The 25,890-nt window shown below is 36.0% G+C and carries 28 protein-coding genes and 1 pseudogene; 1 reads left to right on the top strand and 28 read right to left on the bottom strand.

The genetic code is table 11. From position 1 onward, the window contains the following. Nucleotides 1-11: 11 nt before the first annotated feature. The 4 genes from AB1I49_RS04245 to AB1I49_RS04230 all read right to left on the bottom strand — a co-directional run bounded on the left by AB1I49_RS04245 (nucleotide 12) and on the right by AB1I49_RS04230 (nucleotide 3,037). Nucleotides 12-1,301 (bottom strand): ATP-binding protein, encoded by a 1,290-nt coding sequence (locus AB1I49_RS04245; RefSeq protein WP_407721468.1) that lies wholly within the window; start codon nucleotides 1,299-1,301, stop codon nucleotides 12-14. 237 nt (nucleotides 1,302-1,538) lie between these two features. Beyond that, nucleotides 1,539-1,709, bottom strand: coding sequence for a hypothetical protein (locus AB1I49_RS04240; RefSeq protein WP_407721467.1), 171 nt, complete (start codon nucleotides 1,707-1,709; stop codon nucleotides 1,539-1,541). A gap of 25 nt (nucleotides 1,710-1,734) precedes the next feature. Further along, a complete protein-coding gene (locus tag AB1I49_RS04235; RefSeq protein WP_407721466.1) occupies nucleotides 1,735-1,959 on the bottom strand; it encodes a hypothetical protein in 225 nt (74 codons plus the stop codon). Between the two features lie 541 nt (nucleotides 1,960-2,500). After that, nucleotides 2,501-3,037 carry a hypothetical protein gene (locus AB1I49_RS04230; protein ID WP_407721465.1) on the bottom strand — a complete coding sequence of 179 codons (537 nt, stop codon included), beginning with the start codon at nucleotides 3,035-3,037 and terminating at the stop codon, nucleotides 2,501-2,503. Nucleotides 3,038-3,124: 87 nt separating this feature from the next. Here AB1I49_RS04230 and AB1I49_RS04225 point away from each other — a divergent pair, with 87 nt between their 5' ends. Beyond that, the gene (locus tag AB1I49_RS04225) at nucleotides 3,125-4,129 is read left to right on the top strand and encodes a hypothetical protein (RefSeq protein ID WP_407721464.1); all 1,005 of its coding nucleotides are present in this window, start codon (nucleotides 3,125-3,127) and stop codon (nucleotides 4,127-4,129) included. On the opposite strand, the gene AB1I49_RS04220 is transcribed toward AB1I49_RS04225, so the two are convergent. The 24 genes and pseudogenes from AB1I49_RS04220 to AB1I49_RS04105 form a co-directional block, all read right to left on the bottom strand. Further along, the gene (locus AB1I49_RS04220; protein ID WP_407721463.1) at nucleotides 4,095-4,637 is read right to left on the bottom strand and encodes an acyltransferase family protein; all 543 of its coding nucleotides are present in this window, start codon (nucleotides 4,635-4,637) and stop codon (nucleotides 4,095-4,097) included. The genes AB1I49_RS04225 and AB1I49_RS04220 overlap by 35 nt on opposite strands. Next, a pseudogene (locus tag AB1I49_RS04215) lies at nucleotides 4,594-5,268 on the bottom strand (DUF1919 domain-containing protein). Before AB1I49_RS04215 ends, AB1I49_RS04220 begins: the two are co-directional and overlap by 44 nt. A gap of 46 nt (nucleotides 5,269-5,314) precedes the next feature. Beyond that, on the bottom strand, nucleotides 5,315-6,442 hold the full coding sequence (locus tag AB1I49_RS04210; protein ID WP_407721462.1) for a hypothetical protein: 1,128 nt from the start codon (nucleotides 6,440-6,442) through the stop codon (nucleotides 5,315-5,317). A gap of 14 nt (nucleotides 6,443-6,456) precedes the next feature. Continuing rightward, on the bottom strand, nucleotides 6,457-8,076 hold the full coding sequence (locus AB1I49_RS04205) for an MBOAT family O-acyltransferase (RefSeq protein ID WP_407721461.1): 1,620 nt from the start codon (nucleotides 8,074-8,076) through the stop codon (nucleotides 6,457-6,459). An 87-nt stretch (nucleotides 8,077-8,163) separates the two neighbouring features. Continuing rightward, nucleotides 8,164-8,766: a dTDP-4-dehydrorhamnose 3,5-epimerase gene (gene rfbC, locus AB1I49_RS04200; protein WP_407721460.1), complete on the bottom strand. Its 603-nt coding sequence runs from the start codon at nucleotides 8,764-8,766 to the stop codon at nucleotides 8,164-8,166. After that, the gene (gene rfbD / locus AB1I49_RS04195; protein ID WP_407721459.1) at nucleotides 8,766-9,641 is read right to left on the bottom strand and encodes a dTDP-4-dehydrorhamnose reductase; all 876 of its coding nucleotides are present in this window, start codon (nucleotides 9,639-9,641) and stop codon (nucleotides 8,766-8,768) included. Before rfbD ends, rfbC begins: the two co-directional genes overlap by 1 nt. Nucleotides 9,642-9,650: 9 nt before the next feature. Continuing rightward, entirely contained in the window at nucleotides 9,651-10,943 is a 1,293-nt protein-coding gene (locus AB1I49_RS04190) for a glycosyltransferase family 61 protein (RefSeq protein WP_407721458.1), read from the bottom strand. 285 nt (nucleotides 10,944-11,228) lie between these two features. After that, complete coding sequence (locus AB1I49_RS04185) at nucleotides 11,229-12,470, bottom strand: glycosyltransferase 61 family protein (RefSeq protein ID WP_407721457.1); 1,242 nt, start codon at nucleotides 12,468-12,470, stop codon at nucleotides 11,229-11,231. A 116-nt stretch (nucleotides 12,471-12,586) separates the two neighbouring features. Beyond that, nucleotides 12,587-13,651, bottom strand: coding sequence for an acyltransferase family protein (locus AB1I49_RS04180; RefSeq protein ID WP_407721456.1), 1,065 nt, complete (start codon nucleotides 13,649-13,651; stop codon nucleotides 12,587-12,589). A gap of 94 nt (nucleotides 13,652-13,745) precedes the next feature. Beyond that, entirely contained in the window at nucleotides 13,746-14,189 is a 444-nt protein-coding gene (locus AB1I49_RS04175) for a hypothetical protein (RefSeq protein WP_407721455.1), read from the bottom strand. Then, nucleotides 14,186-14,455, bottom strand: coding sequence for a hypothetical protein (locus AB1I49_RS04170; RefSeq protein WP_407721453.1), 270 nt, complete (start codon nucleotides 14,453-14,455; stop codon nucleotides 14,186-14,188). The genes AB1I49_RS04175 and AB1I49_RS04170 overlap by 4 nt, the downstream gene beginning before the upstream one ends. Nucleotides 14,456-14,467: 12 nt before the next feature. Then, the gene (locus AB1I49_RS04165; protein ID WP_407721452.1) at nucleotides 14,468-14,944 is read right to left on the bottom strand and encodes a KdsC family phosphatase; all 477 of its coding nucleotides are present in this window, start codon (nucleotides 14,942-14,944) and stop codon (nucleotides 14,468-14,470) included. Further along, complete coding sequence (locus AB1I49_RS04160; protein WP_407721451.1) at nucleotides 14,941-15,918, bottom strand: KpsF/GutQ family sugar-phosphate isomerase; 978 nt, start codon at nucleotides 15,916-15,918, stop codon at nucleotides 14,941-14,943. The genes AB1I49_RS04165 and AB1I49_RS04160 overlap by 4 nt, the downstream gene beginning before the upstream one ends. Continuing rightward, entirely contained in the window at nucleotides 15,918-16,691 is a 774-nt protein-coding gene (gene kdsA / locus AB1I49_RS04155; protein WP_407721450.1) for a 3-deoxy-8-phosphooctulonate synthase, read from the bottom strand. Before kdsA ends, AB1I49_RS04160 begins: the two co-directional genes overlap by 1 nt. 7 nt (nucleotides 16,692-16,698) lie before the next feature. Continuing rightward, the gene (locus AB1I49_RS04150; protein ID WP_407721449.1) at nucleotides 16,699-17,436 is read right to left on the bottom strand and encodes a 3-deoxy-manno-octulosonate cytidylyltransferase; all 738 of its coding nucleotides are present in this window, start codon (nucleotides 17,434-17,436) and stop codon (nucleotides 16,699-16,701) included. Continuing rightward, the gene (locus tag AB1I49_RS04145; RefSeq protein ID WP_407721448.1) at nucleotides 17,433-18,971 is read right to left on the bottom strand and encodes an oligosaccharide flippase family protein; all 1,539 of its coding nucleotides are present in this window, start codon (nucleotides 18,969-18,971) and stop codon (nucleotides 17,433-17,435) included. Before AB1I49_RS04145 ends, AB1I49_RS04150 begins: the two co-directional genes overlap by 4 nt. A 5-nt stretch (nucleotides 18,972-18,976) precedes the next feature. Further along, the gene (locus tag AB1I49_RS04140) at nucleotides 18,977-19,756 is read right to left on the bottom strand and encodes a 6-hydroxymethylpterin diphosphokinase MptE-like protein (RefSeq protein ID WP_407721447.1); all 780 of its coding nucleotides are present in this window, start codon (nucleotides 19,754-19,756) and stop codon (nucleotides 18,977-18,979) included. Between the two features lie 2 nt (nucleotides 19,757-19,758). Continuing rightward, the gene (locus tag AB1I49_RS04135; RefSeq protein ID WP_407721446.1) at nucleotides 19,759-20,757 is read right to left on the bottom strand and encodes a glycosyltransferase family 2 protein; all 999 of its coding nucleotides are present in this window, start codon (nucleotides 20,755-20,757) and stop codon (nucleotides 19,759-19,761) included. A gap of 6 nt (nucleotides 20,758-20,763) precedes the next feature. Continuing rightward, the gene (locus AB1I49_RS04130; RefSeq protein WP_407721445.1) at nucleotides 20,764-21,363 is read right to left on the bottom strand and encodes an acyltransferase; all 600 of its coding nucleotides are present in this window, start codon (nucleotides 21,361-21,363) and stop codon (nucleotides 20,764-20,766) included. A 78-nt stretch (nucleotides 21,364-21,441) separates the two neighbouring features. Beyond that, nucleotides 21,442-22,419, bottom strand: coding sequence for a capsular polysaccharide synthesis protein (locus AB1I49_RS04125; protein ID WP_407721444.1), 978 nt, complete (start codon nucleotides 22,417-22,419; stop codon nucleotides 21,442-21,444). Between the two features lie 17 nt (nucleotides 22,420-22,436). Next, a complete protein-coding gene (locus AB1I49_RS04120; protein ID WP_407721443.1) occupies nucleotides 22,437-23,396 on the bottom strand; it encodes a glycosyltransferase in 960 nt (319 codons plus the stop codon). A 3-nt stretch (nucleotides 23,397-23,399) separates the two neighbouring features. Then, complete coding sequence (locus tag AB1I49_RS04115; protein ID WP_407721442.1) at nucleotides 23,400-24,410, bottom strand: glycosyltransferase family 2 protein; 1,011 nt, start codon at nucleotides 24,408-24,410, stop codon at nucleotides 23,400-23,402. Continuing rightward, a complete protein-coding gene (locus AB1I49_RS04110; protein ID WP_407721441.1) occupies nucleotides 24,410-24,952 on the bottom strand; it encodes a DapH/DapD/GlmU-related protein in 543 nt (180 codons plus the stop codon). The genes AB1I49_RS04115 and AB1I49_RS04110 overlap by 1 nt, the downstream gene beginning before the upstream one ends. A 134-nt stretch (nucleotides 24,953-25,086) precedes the next feature. Then, nucleotides 25,087-25,881 carry a glycosyltransferase family 32 protein gene (locus tag AB1I49_RS04105; RefSeq protein WP_407721631.1) on the bottom strand — a complete coding sequence of 265 codons (795 nt, stop codon included), beginning with the start codon at nucleotides 25,879-25,881 and terminating at the stop codon, nucleotides 25,087-25,089. Nucleotides 25,882-25,890 lie beyond the last annotated feature (9 nt).

Here is a 25,890-nt window from a genome sequence, read left to right as displayed (position 1 = left end):
TCTCTTTCAATTTACAAATCGAGCGAATTCTCGTTCAGCAAAAACTCATAAAGTCCGAGATGAAGGATTCCTTCCTCATCAGTCCATGGTTTCATCGCGGTTTTGCTGATAATGATTTTCTTGAAGAAATCTTTGGTATTTTTCAACGGTCTGAGTTCAGTTTCCAGTTTTGACGGTTCCGAAACATTCAGCGAAGATTGAATGTAGTATTTTTTTGTACCTCTGTTTACTACAAAATCAATCTCACACTGCTTTTTGGTTCTTTTGCCGTCGTGCGTTTCCACGATTTCTACTACACCCACATCAACGGAACACTCACGGCACAGAAGCTCATTATAGATAATATTCTCCATTATGTGCGTTTCTTCTTGTTGCCTGAAATTCAATCTTGCGTTACGAAGTCCGATGTCGGTACAATAATACTTTGACGGATACTCAAAATACTTCTTCCCTTTTACATCGTAGCGTTTCGCATTGCTGAACAAAAATGACTCTATCAAATAATTCAGATAATTTGAAACCGTTGTGCTTGTTACCTTTATGTTTTTGACAGCTCGCAGAGTGTTCGCAATCTTACTTGCATTGGTAAGAGAACCAATTGAAGAACACAAATCGTCTGTTAATTCACTCAGCACGTCGGGTAGTTCAATGTCATAACGCTCCGTAATATCTTTGAAATATACCTCTGAGAATAGATTCTGTAAATAGCTGATCTTTTCCGCATCACTCTTTTTGCTTAAGACAAGCGGCATACCACCGTACAGCGCATATTCTTCATACGCGTCAGATTTATCTCCACCAACAAAAGAATAATATTCCTTAAACGAGATTGGATAGATCTTGACCTCGTCACCTCTGCCGCGAAAAGCCGTCAACACATCCTTCGTGAGCATTTTGGAATTACTTCCGGTTACGTATATATCGACATTACGCAGCCGCATAAGACCGTTGAGAACATTATAAAGCCTGATGTTATCAGGATTCTTAAGCTCGTCCTTTGAAATCGCATACTGTACCTCATCAATGAGAATATAGTACATATCCTTATTGACGATTTTTCCACGAATATATTTTGACAATTCACCAGGATCCCGATAATCTACAAAAAGATCATCATCCAAAGCAATGGTAATGATCTGTTCCTCATTTACTCCGCTGTTGATCAGATAGTCATAAAACAGATTAAACAGCAGAAAGCTCTTTCCGCATCTTCTTATTCCGGTGATGACCTTGATCAGTCCGTTTTCCTTTTTATCAATCAATCTTCCGAGATAATCGTCACGCTTAATAACCTTCTGCATTGCAAGCCTCCACATTCTTAAAACTTATGGGTATTTTCCCCTAACTTTCAAGTATATTATACCTCGGTTTTAGAATAATATCAAGCTCCCATTGAAATTAAGGCGCATTTGCACTTTAGTTTAAAAACTTCAGAGAATACAATAAACTGTATGCCTTTGTAATCAATACAACAAGGTAACTGTATTGTTCATCACATTCATGAGAATTGCTATAATCTATCATGTGAATAACCATTATTAAGGATAAGATACCGTGTGTTTTTTTACCAATTCATTTATCATTGTTTCCAAATTATCCGGATTGGATAATAAGTATCTGATGCGAATCTTATCCTTTGTTGTAAGGGGCATGCCTTCCATCGTCATTGAGCTGTTTACTTCCGCAATAATCTTTTCTTCATTACTCACAAAGAAACACCTCCCTGCTATTCTGTTATACCTTACCGAACCTCATTGTTCTATATTCATCCAGTTCTTTCTTTTCATCAATATCCGGTATATTACGTCTTAATTTCTGCAAGTTTTCAAAAGCTCTTTCTCTTTTTTGAGCATCATCGTCGCCCACAGGATACATATCACTAAATAACGCAATAAACCCTTGTAACTGTTTTTCACTTAAGCGATTAAATATTTCAAAAGCTATTTCTTTTGTGCTCATAGCTGACCATCCTTTCTGTGTTTTCTCTATTGTTTACTAATCATAGTCTACCATATTATGACGGCATACTCAAGAGAAAAGGAATGGAGAGGATAGATTCTTTATGCAAACAATCCACACAGATTTGATTCTATTTGAGCACTGAACAACTCTTCACTGAACAGATTTTCAGTATTTGTACAGTCATCTTAGTTTGCTTCGGCAAGACCGTGACTAAAGAAACGCAACAATCACGGTTATGCAAGCAGCAATGGAATGATTCAACGCCCGTGCAGCTGCGGTTCTCAGAGCGGGATACACATTTACCTCAAATAGCATAACTTTTGCTTAAATTCTTTCTGAGATAAGCCTTTTTCGAACATATATGTGCATTTTTAACAAAATTTTCGCTATTTCGTTCTAATTCTTGTATCTGGTACGGATGGTTACACCACGTCGGTGAAACCTGATTTTTCCCATTCCTATGCGGTTTTTGGTAGTATAGCATAGGCGGAAAGGAAAGTCAAGTTTGAAAAAAATAAAGTCACGCTTAATTAACTTGTTATCTTTGCTTTCTTGAACTAATCTTTGTTCTGATTATTACAAACATCAAAGCTACTGCAGCCGATATAATCGTTGTAATCACAAACAGTAAAATTGAACTTGGTACAATATCGATAAACAGTTCTACAATCATTGGATGGAAACAATAAATCATTAAGCTTGCAGAGCCAAGCAACGTGCATACTTTACCATTCAAATTCCAATTCATTTGTGAAATCAAAGAAAACAAGAAGTATGCTGTAGGAAATGTCAAAAATATGAAAGAGACACTTTCTTGTCCAAATGCTTTTAATGTAAAGGCTTCAACTGTTAACAAGCTAAATGATACAATAAATCCAATCAATGATAACTTTAAGGGAATCTTTTTCTGTGAGATAAAGAATCCTAACAACATCAACGGTAATAACAAGAATACCGCATCGAACAGCGCACTAAACTTGTTCCCGATTTGGAATGCACTTTGCATAAATCCCGGCAGCCATGGGCTATAACCATAAGACAATGCTTTGATAATATAAAGCACTATCATTATCACAAAAAGCAATTTTCTGTTTAAATCCCGACTTGCACACAGCACCTAAACGATAGTATAATGAAGTCACTTCGGCAGGAGGTGACAAGCATGAAAAACAGGAGCAGATCACGCAAAAGAACACCATGGGACGAGCACAACGATTTAACCGCTACACAGGAGTATTTGCAAATGCATTATGTTGCACGTTATGAAGAACGGCACCCAAGATTAGCTGATGCCGGTGAATCAGATATGGTAAATTCATATATTCCGGCAAAATGTCCGTATTGTAGTTCCGATGATTTTGTGTGCAAAGGTTTTGATTCTATCGGGATAAGAAGATACAAGTGTAGATGTGGTAAGTATTTCAAACCAACAACAGGAACGATCTTTGATTCAAGAAAGATTCCGATTAGTGAATGGATTGAGTACTGCTTAAACATATTTCGGTATGTCAGCTTGAATGCAGATTCATGGAACAATCGCAATGCTATCTCAACATCAAAATATTGGCTTAAAAAACTGTTTTTAACGTTGGAAGAATGGCAGAAAAACATTGTTTTATCCGATACTGTCTGGCTTGATGAAACCTACTATTCCGTTATTATGAGCGATAGAGAGCACAAAGAAGACGGAACACTGCCGAGAGGTCTTTCACGCAATCAAATCTGTATAGGAGTCGCAACAGACAAAAAGCATACCGTTTGCATAATGGAAGGATACGGTAAACCTTCGCAGAAACGAAGCTATGAAGCGTTTCAAAACCACATACAACCTAATTCGCTTTTGATTCACGACAAAGAAAACACACATAAGAAATTAGTCAGTGAATTATCTTTGCAAAGCGTTTGTTACGCTTCAAAAGACTTGAAAGGTCTTGCCGATAGTGAAAACCCTCTCGACCCTGTGAACCGAGTACATATGCTACTCAAAATGTTTCTTAACGCACACAGTGGGTTCTGCCGTGATGATATACAGGACTACCTGAATCTCTACTCCTTCGTTATCAATCCACCGTCAGACCACCTCGAAAAAGTAGAGAAAATCATTGATTTGGTTTTTAAAAATCCTAAATCGCTTAAATATCGCGATCAATTTGGCTTAAACACTTGATTACTAGGTGCTGTGTGCAAGTCGGGATTTTTCTGTTTTTTATAAATCTAACGCACAGATAAAATAAAGGAAGCGCATAAATCAAGCTGATTAGATACCACAAGTGATAGTGGCAACCTTGGGTTACAGTTGCAAGCGCATAATCCTTAAATGCACCAAATGACATCCAGCCTGTCTTTATCCATGTCGGAATGGAATAGAGCAAATACAAAAGAGTCCACAAAGCATAAAGCTTTATCATCTTCCATTCTTGCTTTTTAATCGGTTTTGCTCCATATTCATTCTTCGCTAATGATTTAGACAAGAAATATCCAGAGCAAACAGCAAAGAAAGGCACTGCCAAACGGCAAACGATATCCACAAAAGCAAAATTCAAAGTATCATTAATATCAACAAAAAGATTTGTATGAATACCAATGATTAAAATCGAGGATATGAACTTGAATAAATCAACTGTGTCGTTTCTATTTCGCATGAAAAATATCTTCTCCATTAAGCCATCTGACATAGTCAAAATCTTTATCTGCCGGACATTTGCCTGTCCAACGACTTTTTTCTAACAAATACGCCTTCATAATATGATCCTTGCTATATTTTTTAATCTGTATAGTATTATCTAAATCAGGGTATTCATTTGCTGTAAGGATTACTTTTCCTCTGCAAGGAATCTGATTAAATCTTACTAAATCATCATACTCAGCATCAACATAATCATCAAATATAATGAAGATATTATCGAAATTTACACGTTGCTTTCTCTTATCCCAAGCATTCTTTGCTTATTCAAACGATTTGTAATGATTAAATACCAATTCTACATCTCCAAGCATGCCTACCGGATATGGAAACCTTTCATCTTCGCTCTCAACTAAGTCAAGCGATAAATAGCGTTTTAAGTCAGAAACAAATTTCAAGTATTCTTTTTTGCTGGGAAATAACATATTTATTGTAGGCGACTTAAACTGTAAACCCAAGCGATGATAAATCAAACCAGCATAACAATTTGGAGAAAACAAAGAAAAATCTCTATTCTTTAATCTCTTTCTGAGACGGTGGTAGTATACTTTTTGATAATTCCTTAAAAACACATTTGAAATCAGGTAACTTTTTTCCAACAAATAATTCTTTAATCTATGCATTTTCTTTTCCTATCTTCAATACATAAACAACTACAAAACGAATAAATTAATTAACTTCTAAATAATTTAATTCATCCATTGTTTTTATATCTTCATATAAATACTTTTCAACATTATCCGAATTCTCAAGCAGCTTTTTATTTGCTAATGAATAAAACTTTCTTGTGTAAATAACACTATTGTTCCACTTATTCTTTTGCTCCTCGTTTAGATTCGTGCGTTTTATACCATACTTTTGGTATAAAACGTTTCCAAAAAATAGAGTGAATTTTTCTTGACCTTCTATGTTTAAATGTTCGCTATTATAAAAATCGCTACGATTTAATACTTCACTACAATCTATCTTCGAGACAAAATTCAAATAATCGTAGCCATATGTAGAGATAATATCTTCTATTGCATTGCTTCTCCCAAGAGTTTCAGCTGTTCTGGACGTTTGAATTCTTGGAAAGCGAACAAACAACACATTTAAATTATTCTGCTTACAAAAATCTAATAAATCAATTAGATCATCTTTATTTCGTTCTGTTAGTTCTACCTTAATAGTAGAATCCTCCAAACCCACTTCTTTATCTATTTGCCAAGAATAGGTTCCTGTATAATTACCTTTTAACAACGAATATCCTAACCCAAACTGATTCATCCTATTGTTGCAATTATATATACAAGTTCCTACATTAATATCGTTGTGATATTTAAAAAACGGCAAATAATATGTATAAACATCATCACAACAATTCAAACTACTCAAAAGCGAAACCTTATTATCAGAAAGTCTAATATTTTCACAAACATTTCTAATTTGTGAATCAGATATTGAGTCATCTCCTAAAAAGCCATTTACCTCTACAATAAACAGTTTAGGATTCTGATACTGCAACACTTCTTTCATTTGATATTTAATAAAAATACCGTTTTGCGCCGGTGTTCCAATAGGATAGCTTGTAAAACCAAATTTATCATATGCTATTGCTGAACTAAAATCATTATATACTTCACTTGAGCCAATCAACACTACATCTAAAGTGTTCTTATCTTCTAAGTAAAAGCCATCAAACCTTGCCTGAGAATCACTCTCCCTATAGAGAAAAAGGTTCTCAGAAACTAAAATATATAAGATAACTATCGCAATAATAGAAATAATACTAATTGTTCTTTTAATATAAACCTTCATCACATCAATACCTATTAGAATTGTGCATATACAAAGTCAGCAGCATTATAACCCGGCCCATATATTCCAAAAGTCAAAACAACAATAATCCCGATTAATATAACACAATATCTTACCCAGTAATAATTATTGTCCAACTGTTCTCGTAACGACTTCTTTATTTTCTCTTGCAAAACACTTGCAATAAGCAAAACAACAAATCCTACCCCAACTAAAGCAAAACCCCACTTATCTAAACCCAATGAGTTTATTTCTATCAAACCATTTGAAACAGATTGATTTAATAAGATTTTTTTAATTGAAGAGATAGATTGCCTAAAACTCGGAGCAATATCAAATACATAGCCTATGCAGACGATTACAAACGTCCTCAGCATCTGGAACAATCTCCAAAAGAAGTTATTCGGATTGATATGTAGTTTCTGTAGAGCGCCATCAAACAGCGGCTTCATCAATATGGACAGCATGATTACGCCGCCGTTCCACAAGCCAAACGCGACGTATTTCCAGCTGGCACCATGCCACACACCAACAATCAGAAATACTATCAATGAAGCAAACGCCGTCGGCAATACCTTTGCGATGTGAGCGCCTGCTTTGGTTGCACCGAATTTAGTGGCTTTCATCTTCTTGCTTGTTGTTAAGAATACACTCGACAACGAAAGCGGATAGAAGATGTATTCTTTCATCCAAGCGCCCAGCGTAATATGCCATCTTCGCCAGTATTCATTAATTGACTTTGAAAAATACGGACGCCTGAAGTTTTCAGCCATATCAATTCCGAGAATCTGCGCGATACCGCGGGAAATATCAATACCGCCCGAAAAGTCAGCGTATAGCTGTAAGGCATAGAGCAAAACCGTAAAGGTCAGCGTTGTACCATTGTAAGAATTGTAATCTGCAACAACTGTATTAATGGCAACAACAGCACGGTCAGCTATTACCAGCTTTTTGAAAAACCCCCAAAGAATCAACTCACATCCATATTTGAACCGTGTAAAATCCATTTTATGCGGCTCATAAAGCTGATGCGCCAACTGGTCATAGAAACTAATCGGGCCCTGGATAATTTGAGGAAAGAATGATACAAACAAGGCAAATTTTGCAATATTCTTTTCCGCAGGAAACTTCTCCCTGTATACATCGACGATATATCCCATAGACTGGAATGTGTAAAACGAAATACCCAACGGCAAAAACAACTTTAACGTTGGCACCGAAAAGCTCATTCCAAATGAACCAAACACATCATTCAAACTGCCGGCAAAGAAATTATAGTATTTCAGAAAGGCAAGGATACCAAAATTCAACACCAAGCACAAAGCCATTACTAAACGCTTGTTCCGCTTGGTTTTGTTCTTGAACTGTTTCTTGGTATCTCTATCCCAATCCTGCTTGTTCGCTTTAAGTGTTTCTTTCGATTGCAGAGAAATCCTATCCAACCATCGCGCAATTGCATAAGTGCTGACAGTTGTAAACAGAATAAACGCCACATATTTGTATCCGGCAAACAAGTAGAATATGTAACTTGAAATTAATAGTATAATCCATTTGTGCTTTTTGAGCGGCAAGGCGAAATATCCCAGTACCGTTAAGGCAACAAATGCGATGAAGTTGAATGATGCGTAGGACAACAGGAACTCTCCTCGGTGTTTTAAATCAAGTATCTACTTAAATTATATCTTTTGATTAGCAAAATATAGGGAACTAATAATCTAAACTCAAAACTGGAATGTATCTTTCAAACCCAACCACTTTTGGTCTTTGTCCGACAAATTCAGCGGCGTTCCATCGCTCATCGCATATCCATCACCTTTACAATTACCTTGGTATTCACCGGTTAAATCAGGCCATTCAATTCCAATCTCTGGATCATTCCAAGCCAATCCGCCTTCATCGCCGGGATGATAAAAATCTGTGCATTTATAACAGAAGGTAGCAGTATCAGACAGCACCAAAAATCCGTGAGCAAAGCCTTCGGAAATATAAAACTGCTTTTTATTATCAGCACTTAATATTTCTCCATACCACTGACCATATGTAGAACTGTCCTTGCGTAAGTCAACTGCAACATCAAACACAGCACCCTCAAACACACGCACAAGCTTTCCTTGTGGATACTGCTTCTGAAAATGCAATCCTCTAAGAACGCCTTTCTTTGACATACTCTGGTTGTCCTGCACAAACACCATATCAAGACCGGCTTCCTTCATATCCTTCTGGTTGTATGTCTCCATAAAATAGCCGCGAGCATCTCCATGTACGGTAGGCTCAATAATGTATAAACCCTCAATTGGTGCTTTTGTAACTTTAATCTGTCCCATTACAAATCTGCTTCCTCCAAATATCTTTTAACCGCATCCTGCCATGTTGGCAACGGCTCAAATCCCATTTCTATTAACTTACTCTTATCAAGTCGGCTGTTGAACGGTCTTGCTGCCTTACTCAAGCCGTATTCTTCCGTCGTGACAGGAACAACTTTCGTTTCCAAGCCATACTGTTTGTAAAACTCGCAACAGAAATCATACCAGCTGATATAGCCGCCTTCATTAGTAGCGTGATAATATCCGTACTTATCAGTCTCGATCATATCAACCAGTAGTCGTGCTAAATCATATGTATAGGTTGGAGTACCGATTTGGTCATTGACAACTCTAACGGTATCGTATTTCTTGCCGACATTAATCATTGTCTTGATAAAATTCTTACCGTTCAAGCCGAATACCCACGCTATACGAACGATAAAGAACTTGTCGAGCAACTCTGCAACAACCAACTCGCCCTCTAACTTTGTCTGTCCGTAGTAATTGAGCGGTACAAAATCCTTGCAATCTGCCTGCCAAGGCTCTGTTCCTTGTCCGTTGAAAACATAATCGGTACTGATATAAACCATCTTACAATTAAGCTGCTTGCAGACTTCTGCTATATTTCTCGTACCGGTTACATTTACGGCATAAACCTTTTCTTTGTTTTCTTTGTCCTCTGCTGCATCTACCGCTGTCCACGCAGCACAGTGAATCACAGCTTCAGGTTGTAATTCATTCAATACCGTTTCAACTGCTGTTTTATCTGTAATATCTAATTTTATATCGGATGATTCAGTTATATCAGAACCGAACACTTCATATCCACGGCGCTTTAGTTCGTTCAAAACACTATATCCAAGCTGACCGCCGACGCCGGTAACAAAAATATTCATTCAATGCACCTATCTTCGTATTATCCTCTTAACAATTCGTTTTAAAAAATCTATAGAAAAATATTGGCTTGCTTTATAATACTTTTTGCCTTTCAGATAATCCTCGAAATATGCCTCGCCATCCTGATATGCTTCAAATATTGCATTTGAACATCGTAGATTCCATAAAGGCATATACAAACATAAACCATACTCATTTTTGTATCTGCCAATATATTCCTTAAACAACTGTTTTTTATATTTTTCTGTCTGGAATTTTTCATTTGGTATTATATAATTGTTGTCCTCAGCAAATTTCTTAAGATATTTATTTGCTGCATATATAAATGGCCCATACGAAAGTTCGACAGGATATAAGGAAATATTTGCATCTATAAATGTAACATTTGCATTAGTCATAATATCTGTTTCGGGTTGAAAATAATTAAACATTGCATTTCGCTCAATTATTATCACATTCTTATCTTTTCCTTGATTTGTAGAAAACAAAACATTATGCGGCAGTGTCCCAGAAATGCATGCAATCGTGCTGGCGTTATCCAAATAGTATATCAGATCATCTAATGATATTTTTTCAGGTGATAATATCGTAAAGCCATTTTTAGAAAAGAAATCATCCAACATATCATTTCCGCTTTCCATAGAGGACGCTTTTTTTAACGAAGATCTAGTCAAATATATCTTTTCGTTTTTTTCTGTAAGATTGCTGTGGGAATTCTTGTTTATTAACTCAAACAATCCTAAATAGTCTTTGGAATAGTATTTACTGCTTGTATCATAGCTCAATTCAGGTACAATAACAGATTTATACTTTGTTGGTTTTGAAATGATTTGAACTTTTTCAATAATACCCAATCGTTCAATTAAATTCTTATAATTTCCAGACAGTGAATAGTCAGTATTTTCATTAGTAAAAAATATATATTTGTCAATAGTGATATCATTTTTCAAAACATACCAAAGTCTCGGCAAACAATAAGCAATAAACTCTCCCCAGTGGTGACGGAAGTAGCCACAGTAAACTACTTTTTCATCGATATAATCACTATTATCAACTTGATATGAGCCATCTATTAATCTGGGAATCTTTGACAACTCAACATACTCCCCCGAAGAATCCAATACCCCTCCTCGTCCCCAAAAAGCGTCTGAATCATTCATGTTTTTCAAAGGAATTATTGTTGCATTATCATAGACTTCTGTTGATAAATCATTTTTTGTTTCAAATCTATTATTATGCATTTCTTTCACTTTTTCCGCTTTCGTGGAACGTAAATAGTTGTAATTAATCTTACTTGACATCTTTATCCTCATTCACAAATTATTGGCATTAACACAATCTGTTTTATCGGTATCAATATAAAATCATGTGTTTATTACCCAAAACAATGAAATAAAAAAAATAAAAAAACATAAATCTTTTATAATTCCTTATTATATTTTCTTTTAATTACATTCACTATGCTTTTATAAAAACAAAACAGAAAAAAGCATAATCCTTTTTGCAAAAATTATATAGTCACTATCATTTTTGTTTTCCGTTATACTTAACATAGCTAACAAAACCATTTTTATGGTATCTCAATATTATGAAATAATTGTTTTCTTTATTTTAAGAACTATCCGATTGTATAATGACATTCGAAATACTTTTTTTGATTTTACTGTATCATTATACGCCTCTCGAGTCATATCTATAATATACTGACGATACATCCAGTCTGGCGGTAATTCAGCGTTAAAATCAAAATAATACGCTAAATATCTCTTAAACAATCGCTTAAATTTCCATTCTGACATAGATTTCCCAAGAATCATATTATTATCCTTAGCAAATTTATCAAGAAATTTTGTATAATCAAAAATAAAAGGTCCTGCTGTACTAACAGTAAATATACTCCTACACGCGTCGATAAAAACAGTTTTACTATCTGTAATTTTTGCTACCATCACCTGATACGGATTATAAAACGCCTGCTTCTCTATACAGATGGTTGTTTGACTTGATGTTCCAAATAATTGATTATGTAATAACGAACTGGCTATACCTGCAAAAAACTTGGCATTTTGTAGGATACCTATTGTATCAATCAAAGATAACTGTTCAGGGTAAAAGATGCTGTATCCATTCTTTTTAAAATAATTATCTAAGAACTTCTCATTAAGATTAGACTCTGCACTAATCGGTAGCTTTCTTTTTGAGAAAAAAACCTTATCATATTTCTCACCAGAGTACAATTCGAGTCCCTTTTTGTTGATAAATTGATATAAATCAATAAACTCCTGAGTATAGTGGTCGTTATACACCAGCCCTTCTTCAGGTACAATAACTTTCTTAAACTTTGTAGGTTTATTGATTATTCTTACTTTATCTGAAATTCCAAGCAATTTTAAAAACTCAAAGTAATTACCTGAGAATTGCTTATTGCCATCAAGAGAATCAATAAAAACATACGCATCTACGCTCTTATCATTTTTCAGGGCATACCATAGCCGAGAAACAACCTCTGTTATAAAATGTCCCCAAACTTTATTAAAAAAACCACAATAAACAACCGTTTCATTTGATTCTTCTATACCATATTTAGACGGATTGTAATAACCTTGAACTCTGGCTTTTTGTTTTGACAGTTCAACGTATTTGCCGTTTTCGTCCATCACACCGCCGCGACCATGTGACACATCATAGTCATCAAATTTTACAGCAGGAAGAATAGTCGCATTATCGTAAGTTTCTACAATCGCGCTATCAACTTTGTGAAATTTATCCCTTGCTTCGGCAATCGCTTTTGCTTTTGAAGGATAAACATAATCTAAAACAAAACTCATAAACCTCTCCAATATTAATAACAAAGTAAAAATGATTCCATATTAACAAATTAATTTTCTATTATTGAATAATAACCCTTGATTTATACTGCGCTATTCTATCATATCTCAGAATACTATTTTACAAATAATCTTTCATGAACCCCATCAAAAACTTTCCAAAACAGCTTTCCTAATACCGATAAAATAATTGCTGCTATTAAAACAACTGCAAATAAAACTATATTGATAAGAAAATGACCCATTTTATCATTTAATAACGGAACAATTTTTGCCCCTAAAAATTCTTGAACACAATATAGTTCCAATGAAATTGTACCCAAGAAAGCAAACGCTTTATAAATAAGCTTGCCAACCTTTTTATTCTTTATTATACTGAAAGCTTTGGCTAAGAAAAACGTCAATGGAATTGCTATCAATACGCTTGGAAAGCTGTATTCAAAAATTGGAATTAGTTTTGGAAAATCGAAATAAAGATAACCGGTTGTTAGATATATTCCAACTAATAATAAAACACCCATTAAAATAACAATAGCTTTCGAGGAAACAAGTGTTCCGTTTTTGGATTTCCATCCAAGATAAATACCAATAACAAAAATTGGTATACGATTGATAAAACAATACATATCATCTCTCAGGAATCCAAGAGAAACCAATGTAAGAAGAAAACAAACCGCTATTATTTGCAAAGTAAAAATCAATTTGCTGTTTTGTCGGCTAAAAAAGTAATAATACAAAGGAAATACAATATAAAAAACAGATATTGCCGGTACAAACCATAAATACGCATAAATTGATTCTGTAAAAAACGATACTCCTGATATATTCTTTAAAAACCGTTCCAAACTCCACTGATCAACAACCATTATCGTTATCGCCATAACAATCCACGGAAAAGCCAATCTTCTGAATCTTCGATAATAATACCCTGCCAAATTTGTTTTTTGTATTGAATATATCAAACCCATACCGGAAAGTAAGAAAAAAATATCCACACCAATATATCCAAATCCACGAATCCATTCCTGTAAAAGCAAAAACGGTCTATAGCTATGAAATAATGTCAAATACTCATGAAACAAGTAAATATATAACGCAGAAAAACCCATAATCGGTAATCTGTGTTTACTAATTAACGTTAACAAATCAGAATTTGAAATATTTTGTTTTTTGATTCTCATATTCTTTTCTCTTTCGGAAGTAAACTGTCAAATCTCTGTATGTTTATAAACCATAAATCACGTAAAAGCATATTTCATTTCAATATAGCCTCATCTATTTCCCTTCCAGATTATTCCACTCATTATACACCTTAAGCGTTGCTTTATATGGAGAGGTCGTATTGTACTTATCCGAATTTCGTTCTACTAACTGTCTGATTTCAATAATATAGTTCTTTTTAAATCTTTCCTTATCAACTTTATTATCCAAGTATTTAGCACATGCTTCTTCATAGGCGTTTAAGTTCTGTTCCTTAGCAGATTCTAAGGCTTGGTTTAGAATTTCTTTTGTTTTTTCTTGGTCAGATGATAATTTCTCGGTAACCATTAGTGTCAAATCTAAAACATCCTTTTTTGTACCGGAAATCAACTGATGAATATTAAGTTCAATTTGTCCCTGCGATATTTTATCTGCCTTATGCGCTTTAATCAAAGAAATGATGCTAATAACAATACCACCGGCTGAGATAACTATCGCGATAACTTCATATATACTCATTCTTGTTTCTCACTTACAAGCTTAATAGCTTTATCAATTAATGTTAAATACTCTTTGTTGTCTAACGAGAAATTCTCAAAGCTATGTCTTTGTAATTCCTCAAGCAAACAATTAAGAATATCAGCCTTGTCCGAATCAGTTAAATGTACACCTAATATTGTTGAATTATTGGTAATTTCTTGAATCACTTTTTCGGTTTCTAAGTCTTTATTATTTGCAGAAAGAATTCTAACCTTATAGTTGTTGATAATATCTCCATATTTCATAATTAACTCCTCCTAAGCATCCTGTATATTTTCTTCTATTTTACATATAAATTCTCTCACAGCACCCTCGCCACTGTTTTTCTTACAAACATATGTCACTTTTCGTTTCACCCCATCAACCGCGTCCACCGGGCAAGCAGTAACCCCGCAATACTCAATACAATCTAAATCATTGATATCATCGCCAATGTAAGCTATTTCATCTGGTGAAGCATTGTATTTTTCTGCAACATTTTTTAGCACTGCTAACTTATCTCTAACACCCTGATGAAGCTCAGTTATACCGATTTCTTTTGCGCGGTTTTCAACTATCTTTGACTTCCTGCCGGTAATGATAACTGGGATAATGCCCATTTCAGGGAGCATATGAGCAATGGCGTAGCCATCCTTGACATTAAATGCCTTCATCACTTCGCCGTTTTCGCCCATGTAGATTTTTCCGTCGGTGAGGGTGCCGTCAACGTCCATGACTAAGAGCTTTATCTTCATCTGACAATCCCTGCCTTAAAAATATCCTGCATAAGAATTGTACCGACAAGCTTGTTTTCCTCGTCCACAACAGGCATACAGGTGATTTTCTTGTCACTCATGGTTTGCAGGGCATTGACCGCCATTTCGCGGTAATCAACAGTGGTCGGATTTTTGGTCATGAGGTCATCGACAACAGCGTTATACACATCTACATTCTTATCGAGCATTCGTCTGAGGTCACCATCGGTGATAATGCCTTTGATGTTGTTTTCGGTGTCAATAATCGTCACCATGCTCAAGCCTTTTTTGCTCATCTCAACTATTGCCTGATGGAGCGTTGAACCTTCCAAAACGACCGCATCCTCGTCACCTGAGTACATCAGGTTTTTCACCCTGACAAGCAGCTTTTTGCCGAGTGCGCCGGCAGGGTGGTGAAGTCCGAAGTCGTCTCTTGTATAATTAATCGCTCTTGACGCAATGACCGCTAAAGAATCGCCCAGAACGAGCAGCGTTGTTGTGCTTGAGGTCGGCGCCAAGTGCAGATAACACGCTTCTTCAAACTCCGGGAAGAAGAAATGATACTGACACTCCTGCGCCAAGGTTGACTGCGGCTTGCCAGTAATTGCAATTGTCTTGCAGCCGATTTCTTTGAGAACGGGCATCAAGCGCGTGACTTCCTCGCTCTCGCCGCTATAGCTCATCAGCATGACAACGTCTTTCTTCTCTACCATACCGAGATCACCGTGCATGGCTTCGCCCGGATGCATGAAGAAGGACGGAATACCAAGGCTCGCAAATGTCGCAGACATTTTCGTTGCAATGTGACCGGGCTTACCCATTCCCGTGAGAATCAGCTTACCCTCACAATTGAGAATCAGGTTGAGAATTGTCTCAAAATCCTCGCCGAGTGCGTCGCGCGTTTTTTGGAGCGCTTCGATTTCCTTATCAAAAACTTTTTTCGCTTCGCTTATGTAATCATACTTTTTATCCATTATTCATTCACCGCTTCGTAAACTCTTTGAAGCTTTTTCAGTAATTCTTCCATTTCGCCGAGCGGTACCATGTTCGGACCGTCGGATTTTGCGTTATCGGGGTCGGGATGTGTTTCCATAAACAAACCGTCTACGCCGACTGAAACCGCCGCCTTCGCAAGATATTCAACATACTGGCGGTTGCCGCCGGTGCTGGTGCCGTTGCCACCGGGCTTTTGAACACTGTGCGTCGCGTCAAAAATAACCGGAACACCCATGTCCTTCATCACGCGCAAGCCGGTCATATCGACAACAAGCGTGTTATAACCAAAGGTCGTGCCGCGCTCGCAGAGCATGACGTTATCATTTCCCGATTGGCGCACCTTTTCCACGCAGTTCTTCATATCCCACGGAGCAAGAAACTGCGCTTTTTTAATATTGATACATTTTCCGGTCTTTGCTGCTGCAACGAGCAAATCAGTCTGACGGCAAAGAAACGCCGGAATCTGGAGAATATCGCAAACCGCCGCCGCTTTTTCAGCCTGCCACGGCTCGTGAATATCCGTGCAAATCGGAAGATTGTAAGTGTCCTTCACCTTCTGAAGAATCCGCAGACCTTCCTCAATACCGGGGCCTCTGAATCCGCTGATAGAAGTGCGGTTCGCCTTGTCGAAAGAAGCCTTAAAGGTATAGGGAATTCCGAGCTTGTCCGTGATGTCCTTCATCTGCCTGGCGATGGAGAGCACCATCTCCTCTGACTCAATGACGCAAGGACCTGCAATTAAACTAAACATATGTACCTCACTCTGCCATGTTGTGTTCAATCATGTAGCGCTCAACCTGCACTCTATCCTTCGGTGTATCGACCGAAAGTGTTTTGCAGTGAGCATTGATGTAATAACAATCCTTGCGGTTCTCAATGAAACGGAACGAATCGTTCTCTTCAATCTTTTCAACAGGACCGCGCGGTGTATCGTGATAGTATTCAAGCGCAGCGTGTGTAAAAGCACCTACACCAACAAATTTTTGATAAGCATAGTTCATCTCGCCCTTCGGAAACGGAATAGGTGCGCGTGAAATGAACAGGCAAACACCGTCCTTGTTGGTGACGATTTTCAGATTGGTCGGATCGACCACCTCAACCGGGTTGGAGAAATCGGTCATGAGGTTGGATACATAGAAGCCATCCTCCGGGATTGTTTCGGGAATGCACTTCACAATGTCCTCCGCAAGCACCAAAGGCTCATCGCCGTTGACCATCACATAGAGATCAGCATCAATCTTATGCGAAACCTCCCACAAACGCTCGGTCGCCGTTTCGCAATTATCGGAAGTCATAATGACCTTCGCGCCAAAGCCCTCAGCTACAGATTTGATTTCTTCACTATCGGTTGCAATGTATACTTCATCAAATACGGATACTTCCTTGCTGTGCTTCCAAACCCAGTAAACCATGGGCTTGCCGCAGATTAACGCCAAAGGCTTGTTATTAAATCTTGTTGACCCGCCGCGCGCGGGTATCATTCCGATAATTTTCATGCTTTCTTCCTCCTGAATTTGCGTACTATTTTTAGCACCGGTCCTCTGAAGATATCTTTCTCGTAGTCATTCATCACAATAAACCAGTTGACTATTGCAAATACCAAAGTATAAATAATAATTCCAATTAACAATGTTATCCATTTATCCAGCGTCACAAAATTCAAAATAAATATCGTAACTGCAGCTATTATGGTCGGAATGATGAATAATTTAACAATTTCTTTCCAAAAACGTGGGATTTCCAAACCAATCTTTTTCCAGTAATACCAATTCAAAATCAAACCGGGACCTATAATGTACGCAACACCTGAAACAACAGCAGCACCTATAATGCCAAACTGATTAACGCAAAGTATAGTACCAATAACATTTACTATAGCTATACCCAAATAAACTAATGAACGGAAACGGTGTCTATTTTGAGCAACGATGATATTTAATGCTACGCTTTGTACAAGAGGTATACAGATAGGAATCATAGTAGCTAAACAAACCCAGTATGCCTCTGAATAATCAGATCCTGCCCACAATTTAATAAACTGCTGACCGAAAGCTATAAAGCCACTACAAACCAGTGCGACAATATACGCTTGCAATCTGCCAAACCGAATAACCATATCTGTCAATTCTGCATTTGAACTACCGGTAAATACCATTGTATTAATTTTTGGTGTAAGTACACTGTTGATTCCAGTTGTAAAGCTCTGCATCATATTTGTAAACGTTGCGCCAACATTGTATATAGCGACTCCGACAGTAGCCAAGGCAGGAACCGCGCCAATAATTACTGTATCGGTGGCATTATATAGTTGATTTACAACATTGCTGACAAAAATCCAAAAAGAAAAAATCAACAGTTCCTTTACAAGGTACGTTGGCATATTCTTGTATCTTGGTTTTATACCAATTGATGATTTTACATAAATAATATACACTATTCTAATTACAATAGTTAACGCAAACGATGATGCCACCATTCCGATTGATTTAAATCCCAAAAATAATACGAATAAATTGGCAATCGGTGTTAAAACAGTAGTTATTATATTTATTATCTGTAAAAAAATAAATCTTTCGTGACAGGTAACAACAGCCGTATATGGTGTAGCCGAAAAACAAATTGCGGTATTGATTGTCAATATCAGTACCAAAATTGTCATTTCAAATAGCTGTTCGTTTGACAGCGATTGACCATAAATTAATCCAACATTAAATGCTATCACAACACCAACAACTAATGTAATTGCGGAAAGAACAAGAAAAATAATGTTGAATAAACCGAACATTCTTTCCTCGCCGTCTTTATCTCCTTCAGCTCGATATTTGACCAAATATCTAACAACTGCCGAACCAATGCCAAAAGAAATTAACCCAAGATACGAGGTAACTGTGCTTGCCAATTTAAAAAGTCCATACTCACTTTGCCCTAACAAATTTAGCATAACAGGAGTATAGAACATTGGTATTAACGAACCCAATGCCATATTAATATATGACATTACTGCTCCGACTCTTAATTGACTTTTTGCCATTATTCTTACAACCTCTTTATTTCTTCATCAAAATCCACTCGTGGAAAAACTTCAAGATTACCGCCGCGGGTTGCGTTGTATACTTCTATAACCTTTTCATCACAGAACCTCTTTAATGATATAAATGCTCGCGTACTTGCATCTATATTAGGAACATAAAGCTCTGCTTTGTCCTTGTTGTATTCATCGGTGAAATAATCCCTTGCGTTGTTATCTTGAATAATTTCACCTTTATCATTTTGATACGTTGAAAAACTGTGATCTACACCAATTAGATAAATCTTCTTAAATCCCATGTATACAGCAAACTGCGCTGCAGTAACAGCTACGGTTGTAGAATCGCCAACAAAAGACGATATATCATCTGACATCTCCGGATATTCCGTGCCGGATGAAACAAGATGAAACAAGATTGCATTATCAATATGCACGTCATGGTAGAACTCAATAAAAATCGGGATAAACTTATACGATAGATTCATTTGATTGACTTCTTTGGTGCAATTCTTTAATGTCTTTTCATCTTGCGAAATGTAATACGTCGGTCTCCATTGCGTTTTATCAAACATCAAATAAATTCGGTTAAATGCAAATGTTGGAATCCCTTTTTGGTAAATCATTTCCAAATCTTCAGCCTTCAAGCTGGGACCGTTACCTATAATAAAACATGTTTCGCCTCTATAAATATTATGAAATAACTTAAGTTTCTTCGCATACTTACTCTTGGAAAAGTTGCGAATAACATATCCTTTTTGTCGCTCTTTTATTGATTTGATTGGGTTCATTTCTATTTTGCCTTTTTAATTTTTAAGATTATATCTAATGCTCTTACCATAAAATAAGATTGGTGTTTATACGCGAAACGATAAGCTGGATGAATAAAACAGTTAGAATGATAAAGCGATTTAGTGAACTCTTCACTTTTCAAAATCCTAGTATTATATCTAACTTTGTGTTTGCAATCACTATCTTTATGATAAGTATTCGTTAAAACTCTTTCGTATAAGTAAAAACAGGAGTTATAAAACATTTGCTTTTGCTCATCATCACAACCCCAACGCACAATATAATCCCACATCATGCTATTGTTGTGCTTGTATATACCAAATAAGTCCGGATAATACTTTGTACTTAAACTTTCATCGCTCATTTGTACATATTTATATAATGGAACATTTTTAACCATAATTTGTCCATTTGTTTTATCAATATAATCATAATTAAAGATTAAATCTTCTCCTAATGAAATTGACTCATTAAAACGGATACGGTTTTTAACAATAACTTCTTTTGAATATAACTTACAAACCGGTCCCGCATCCAACCATTTCTCATGCAAAGTCATAATTTGACTTCTATCAAATTCAACATAGTCTTTGTCTGTTTTTATACAATTACTATTTTGTGGATTCCCTCCATATGAATTTACTGTCGTAAAACAGCACCAAATATTGTCGCTTTCCGGGTATTTGCTTTTAGTATGCATTAATAATTCCAGATAATCCCCGTTTACATAATCATCGCTATCAATGAAACATATATAATCACCATTTGCATTATCGATTCCAAAATTTCTTGCTAAAGAAACACCGCCGTTCTCTTTATGAAAAACTCGAAGACGTGAATCCTTATTTGCGTATTCATCGCAAATCTTACCGCTTTTATCAGTTGAACCATCATCAACAAGGATTAATTCAAAATCTTTATACGTCTGATTCAAAATGCTGTCTATACAATAATGCAATACATTTTCACAATTATATACCGGAACAATTACACTTATCATTAAGTTTTATCTCTCCATTGTCCATCGAACATTATTTCTCACCACTCTCGCAGGATTGCCGACTATCACTGAATTATTCTGCTGGTACTGTTTAGTTACAACGCTTCGTGCACCTACAATAGCGCCATCTGGAATAACGCTTCCTTTTAAAATATTCACTCCGGTTCCTATCCAGACTTTGTCGCCTATTATGATATCTTCTTCAAAGTTAATTCTTTTACTTGTATCCATATCAATTATTGCATGATTATCAGTTGTTCGAATATCAATTCTATCTGAAAACATACACTCGTTTCCAATATGCAAAGTTGAACCATCTACCGTAATCATCCTTGTATCATCTAATACGAATACTTTGTCTCCTATATGAACCTTGTTATTGTCACCCTCAACTGTTATCACTAAGCCATTTATGAACCCATCCGAACCAATCTCTACTATATTATTAGAGCCTTTGATTAACAGTATGCTATTACTCATAAAGGTATTTGTTCCAAGAATAACAGTGTTTTCATGTCCTTCTCTGCATTCAAACACACTTTTGATAAAATTTGAATTATTTATCTGAAGATAATTCCCCCCGAATAATAAATTTGTTTCGACCAATTATCCGGTGATAAACCCACAGTAACCATAATAATGATTTGTGCCTATATAAGAAGTTAATAATCCTCTGTCTCATTTCTATAAAATCTCCATATCCAAGAAATAGGCATACAGACTTTGTTTACCATCATTTGTTTTTTCAGAATAAGTTTCTCTCCACGACAACTTATATATCTCGGTATCCTCTTGAATAACTTGGCTAAACTGCTCAGCCGGAAGCGCTGCATTCATAGCAGCTTGCAAATCATCCCTATGGGGTGTGTTTTCAGGCACAGAATCCATAAGTTGCTTTATGTATGGACAGTTTTCTTTTGCCAAATAAATCAAATAATCAAAAAACAGATAGTCAATCGCGTAATCATTCTTAGACCAATACTCTTCAAAAGCCTCTTTCATAAAAGAATAAAACTGATTGCCTCGCCATCCTCCTAAGCAAAATGTTACCCATTGATATTTGGACAAATATCCTAATTTATAGGGGCTTTTGAGCGTAAAAAATGATAGTTCAAAAAAACTTTCCGGGATAGATTGTGAACAATAAATAGTTGCATCAAGCCATAGACCACCATATTTTTCTAACAGCGACACTCGAAGATAATCAGCAAAATGCGCTAATCCCATTTTACCGGACTTCATTTTCTCAATAATGAAATCCGGAACGCTAATATAGTCCGAGTAATTTTTTTCTGTTATAAAATTAACTGGATGGTTCCCAGCATTTTTATATATACTCTTTACACACTGCTTAACGATAGCCGGTGCTGACTCTAATCCTGTCCACCAACATACAAATATTGGCGGATCAGGAACGGGATCTCCTGATATTTCCAAGTATTTGTATTTATTAATAACTTCATGAATTGTATCAGCAAGAAGATTAAGTATATATTGTTCTATTTGCTTGGACGCTTGGTCTGAAATATTTTTCAAACCAATTGTTGAACTTATAATATCTTTTCTTCTTAGTTTTGCATACTTCTTTGAAAAGCGAATATCTGCTTCCCAATTACTTTGAATATACCGATATTTTTTATTAATCTTTCCAAGTAAACCCATACAGTTTATCCTAACTATTAATGTCTAATTCTGGAGCTTATCCAAGCTAAACTTGGGTGAGACGCAAACACGTAGTATTTATCTTTCAAACTCAAATCACTAAACTCAGATAGTGAGAAGTGTATTTCTTTGCGAAACATTTTTATCTTCTTCTTAGCCGCTTCAGAGTTTTCAAAATTTCCCTGCACCGCTTGTGAATAACAATTTAAGCATCCTATGCAAAATGTAATTTTATCCTGACTGTATAGTTCAGGATACTTATTCTTCAACAACTCTAGTCTCTGTAATCCAGCCTCAAGCATATCTAAATGTCTATCCGATTTAACAGACATAATGCTCCCTTCACGTTGCCGATATTTATATAAAGGAACACTTATAAAAGCCAGTTGTTTGCATTTATCAAGAATTCGATAAGTAAAAAACTCATCCTCGTGGAGTTTTCCAAACTCGAAACATTCACCTTTCAATAATGATGAATGATAAAGTTTATTCCATGCTACTGCTCTAAATCCCCGCCCCATAATTAGCTGGGATAATGCTTGTTCAGAAGTATATGTAGCTACTTTTCCTACTGCATCTTCTGAAAGATTCACATCTGTATCATCAATAAAACTCTCAACATCACATGCTGACAAATCTGATTTTGTTGTTAGAATCGCATTTAACAAATCTTCGATAAATGTATACGAAACTAAATCATCGCTATCAACAAATGCAATATATTCACCTGTAGCTATATCCAACCCAGCATTCCGCGCGTCGGATAAGCCGCCGTTTTCTTTATGTATTACCTTGATTCGATTATCTTTGCTCGCCCAACCATCACACATTTGCGGACAATTATCGGGTGAGCCGTCATCTACCAAGATTATCTCAAGATTTTGATATGTCTGGTTAACTATACTCTCAACACATCTATTCAAGTATTCTTCGACGTTATATATTGGTACAATAACGCTGATTAGCGGATTATCCATAATCTATCTCACTTCGTATTTATTATCAGTTCCTCTTGCCTTTGCGTACACCTTATAAAATACACGATATAATGTGGGAGAAAAACTACAAAGATGATATCGGATTTTTGAAATCTTACTCCTATTTCCCGCCAAAAATGGCTCTTTAATCTTTTTTAACTCTTGACGGCACATTTTAATATATTCATCAATATACGTTTCTTTGCCCGGATTAGTCATGGCAGCACCGTTAATATAAGTTCCTGCCATTCTTCCGTATATTACATTAGCCAGATCCTTATTATTTCTAACATCATCAAGGATTAATTTTTGTACTTTTATAGGATCGTACAGCTTATGCTCGTTTACCTTTGATGTTGCTGCTGAACCTTTGCGCAAAATATAATGGTATGGACAAATATCCTCAAATACACTTGCTGAGGCGGCTTTAAATAAATAATAGTTCATCAGCAGATCTTCGTTATTCTTAATTGATAAATCTATTAATCCCTCGTGTAACAAGCTGTGGAACAAGGTTTTGTGGAAAAGCTTGTTACACAGCCCCGGTTCAATAAATGAACCGTCTAACAGGTCATAAAGACCTGTTAGCTTGTCTTGTTGCACAAGACGGCCTGTGTTGTAGTAGTAATCAACACGGCTCGGAAATACCATTTGATAGCCGCAATGCGATATTTGAGCAGAATACTTCAACGCATTCTCAAGCAGTCGTTGATACATATCCGGTTCGATAAAATCATCGCCGTCTACGAAACCAATCCATTCACCTGTTGCAATCTTTATTCCTGCAATACGAGCAGAAGTCACACCACCGTTTTTTTGATGTATCACTTTTATCCGACTATCTTGAGCAGAAATCTCATCAAGTATCCTGCCGCTACTGTCAGAAGAACCGTCATCCACTAAAATGATTTCAAGATTCCTATACGTTTGATCTCTAATGCTTTCTACTGTCTTTACAATATACTTTTCAATATTGTATACCGGGACAATTACTGATATTTTGTTTTCTTTCATCAATCTACGTAACCTATTTTACCGTCTAATTCTTCTTTTTGTTTCAAACGAAACTCCATAGGTATATCCTTTCTTAAAGTATATGATTCATCATATACAGGCGCGGATTTCATACGCTCTTTTTCTTTCTGAATATACTCTTCCAAAGTGCAAATAACTCTCGCCGGAGAACCAACCGCAACAGAATTAGTTGGGATATCGTGTGTCACGGTACTATTTGCCCCGATTACGACGTCATCTCCAATTGTCACTCCCGGCAATATAACAGACTCAGCTCCGATAAAAACACGGTTTCCAATGGTCACGTTGCCTATTTTAGTGTAATTCATAAAGGTCTTGGTACTTGCGTCATGGCACAAAATATGAACACGCGGCGCCAATGTGACATCATCTCCGATTTCAATCAGCCAACAATGACTCGGATCCAGAATAACTCCGTTTAGACGCCCAAAATTCTTCCCAACTTTCATACCCATTGAAATCAATTTTTCAGTTGTGTATTCTCCGCGCAAGCGGTATATCCATTCTTTTAATACATTCATAATCTTTTTCTTATAAACTTAACAGCATTTTTTACACTACTTGTCGAATAATACAGCGTTAATTATTCTCTTTGCCAATCTTTTTGTATCCAATATTATCTGTGTTAAAGTGCTTTTAGCTACGTCAAAATCTATCATTTCCGAAAAACATACTTTTTTATAAAGAACTTTCCACCAAATTCCAAGAAATCATACGAAAAAAATATATATGCATTATATAGTTTTTTGGGGAAATGATTTTCCACAAATTCTAATCGCGATGGTTTACGCAAGAAACGTTTAAGTTTTGTGTCCTTCCATACCTTTTGAGAAACGTCCATGCTCAAATTTGGTTTATCCGTCCAAGTAGCGGTTCCGTAATGTTTCATTAATCTTGAATATGCGCTATAAGATAAGAAAGCATTGTTATCAATTATTTGATCATAATTTCCCAATCGAATTTCTGGAATGGTATTTCTAATTGATTTTGTATTTATTGCAGGTGATGGTAACATATCCAATTTGCCGTTAGGTTTAATAAATGCTCTATTCTCATATTCATCCATTACAGCTTTGATAATTTGATTACCTTTTTCCGCGCCAAAACCCATACCTAAATTGAAAAAAATCTCCGACTCCCAAAACATAAAAGAATCATAGTTAAGAAAAGAATCCATGTTATCCAACAATTCAACATCGGTATCCATGTATATACCACCATAATGATAAATTATCCACGCGCGTGCGTAATCTGGTACAAATCCCCATTTTTTATTTTGATAAGCTTCATACATATAACGATTGATAGTAACATCAAAATTACTTTCATTCCATTCTTTTATCTCATAATCAGGGCACTTTTCTCTCCATGACTGAATACACTTTTTAATAATATCTGGTTTTTCGTTTCCTCCGAACCAGCAATAGTGAATCACTTTCGGAACCATTATTTTCCTCCT

The organism is Ruminococcus sp. NATIVEDY160 (genome assembly GCF_045819885.1).
Classification (GTDB): domain Bacteria; phylum Bacillota; class Clostridia; order Oscillospirales; family Acutalibacteraceae; genus Ruminococcoides.
This window is presented reverse-complemented; position numbering and strand designations above follow the sequence as displayed.